Source organism: Pseudoduganella namucuonensis, assembly GCF_900116645.1.
In the GTDB taxonomy this organism is placed as follows: Bacteria; Pseudomonadota; Gammaproteobacteria; order Burkholderiales; family Burkholderiaceae_D; genus Rugamonas; species Rugamonas namucuonensis.
On the sequence record NZ_FPBO01000096.1, the window covers coordinates 1 to 2,456 of the forward strand.

Sequence of the window (2,456 nt, forward strand, 5' to 3'; positions counted from 1 at the left end):
GACCGCCACGAACTGGAAGCGGTAGTCGCCGGCCGGCAGCGCCGCGTAGCGCACCTCCGGCAGCGACGACTCGCTCCAGCGCTCGTCCATGCCGAGCAGGCGGACGCGGTAGCGCAGCGCCTGCCGATTCTTGAATTGCAGACTGGCGAGGCGGAACACCATCGGATCCGGCGACCATGGCAGGGGCGCCGAGGCGGGCGATATCTCGCGCTCGCCGCGCTGCGCGCCCTCGATCACCGCCGTGGGCGCGGCCACGTCGAACAGGCGCTCCGGACGCAGGACATGGGACAGGCCGTTGCTGGTCATGACCCACATCGACCCGTCGCCATCCTCGTAAAAGCCGCGTCCGTTCAAGTCGTTCCAGCTCAGGCCATGGGTCTGGTTCAGCATGCGCCAGCGGCTCCCGTTCCACACCGCGAAACCGACGTCCGTGCCGACCCAAAGCCAGCGGCGGCTGTCCTCGTACAGTGTCTGCAGGGCGTGGCCGCGCAGCACCGGCGCGTCGACGCGCGTGGCGACCGGCGCGCCGCGCACTTGCAGACGCCACAGCGTTCGCGCCTGGCCCGCCGCCCACAGGCTGCCGTCGCGCGCGCAGACCAGCTTCTCGAATTTATCCTTGCCCAGCGCCGGGCCGAACGGCAGGACTCGCCAGCCGCGGCCGTCGTGGCGCAGCACGTCCGTCTCGCTGACAAACCACTGCTCGCCTTGCCGGTCGACACAACCGCCAAGCACCCGTTTGCCCGGCCCCCAGCCCGGGGCGTCCAGGACCTCCACCTCCGGCGGCTCGGCGCCGGCCCGCGTGGTCTCGGGGAAAACGCGCAGGCCCTTGGCCGTGACCACCCACATCCGGCCGCTCCGGTCGGGCAACACCTGGCGTATCATGGGCAGCCTGGCCACCAGTTCCGTCACGCCCCGCTCCGGCGCGTGGCGCAGCAGCAGGCCGGAATAGGTGCCGACCCATAGTCTGCCGCCACTATCGAGGGCCATGCTCGCCCACGGGTGCCCCGCCAGCGCGGGCGGCGTGGGCCCGGCGGCGAAGCGGCGCCCGCCCGGCGGCTGCGTCGCGTGGCCCGAGCGCGTGCCCACATGCAGCCGCCCCTGGAGATCGCGTTGCACGGAGATGATCACGTCGTCCGGCAAGCCCTGGGCCGAGGTCCAGTTCTCCCAGTTGCCGTAGCCGAGCCAGTGCGCCAGTCCCAGGCCGAGCGTCGCCAGCCACATCCCGCCTTCGCGGTCCCGCAGCATGGCCGTGACGCCGCCGCCCGTCTTCAACCCGTTTTCCTTGCCGAACGTTTCCCAACGGCCGCCACTCCAGCGCACCAGGCCTGGATCGGCATTGGTCAGCACCCGCCCCTGTTCGTCGACGTGCAGTTCGGTGCGCAGCATGCGCTTGCGCATCATGTCGCCTTGGGGAGTGCGCTCCTCGAAGCGGTCGGCGCCCGCCGGCAAGGCGAAGATGCGTTTCTCGCTGCGTATCCAAAGCGTCCCGCCGGCGTCGCGCGCCATGCTGCTCCATCGCTCCGCGGGCAGCCCGTCGGCCTCGCCTTTGACACCGACGCGGCCCTGGCTGGCGTGGCATAGCGACTGCCCGCACGCCATCCACAGACCGCCGTTCGGGTCGGCGTGGATGCTGCCGATGGTGGACAATTCGGACTGGGCCTGGATCCGGGCCGGGTCGAAGTAGTCGCGGACGGCGGCGCCATCCCTGGATGGCGTGATCGCCAGCAGCCGTCCCTCGGTGACGAGCAGAAGTTCCCCGTTCGCCCCCTCCGCCATTTTCTGGCCCGGCCATACCGGCAGCCTTTTCCCATCCATCAGGACCGGCACGAAGCGCCCCTCCTGATATCGATACAAATCCTCATAGGTGGCGACCCACATGCCGGAGCGCCCGATGTGCAGCGCCGTGACATAGGTTTCGGCCAGCCCCTGCTCGTCCGCGTAACGCCGGAACCCCGCCCCGTCGAAGCGGAACAGTCCATTCTCCGTGGCGGCCCACAGGTAACCGCTGGCGTCCTGCGCCAGCGCGGTGACCGCCAGGTTGCCCAGTCCCTCCTTCTGGCCGTAGTGCTGCAGCGACAATTGCTGCGCGGAGGCACCCGCCGCCCATGTCATGGCGATCAACAGCAGGCTACGGAGCGCTCTTGGTTTCATGGCGCGGACCGACTAGCACGGCGAGGGGACGAGCTCGCCCCCCGCGTAGCTGACGCGGTCGCGGCCCTCGTGTTTCGACCGGTAGAGCGCCTCGTCGGCCCGGCGCAGCAGCTCGGTGGGGCTGGCCGGGCTCCGCGGCGAGAACATGACCGCGCCGAAACTGGCGGTGACGGCGAGCGTGCGCTGGTCGCCGATATCGACCGGGCCGGCGCGCACGGCCAGGCGCAGCGCCTCGATCCGGTTGGCGCCGGCCGGCAGCGTCAGCCCCGGCAACAGGGCCATGAACTCCTCTCCGCCATAGCGGC

Annotated in this window: 2 protein-coding genes; both read right to left on the reverse strand. The window is 70.6% G+C overall.

Features of this window, described 5'->3' with window-relative positions; translation table 11 throughout:
* Nucleotides 1-2,151: ligand-binding sensor domain-containing protein (locus BM436_RS35835; RefSeq protein WP_143133528.1), on the reverse strand; the 2,151-nt coding region annotated here is incomplete at its 3' end.
* Between the two features lie 12 nt (nt 2,152-2,163).
* The coding region (locus tag BM436_RS35840) for a GGDEF domain-containing protein (RefSeq protein ID WP_143133529.1) at nt 2,164-2,456 on the reverse strand (293 nt) is incomplete at its 5' end.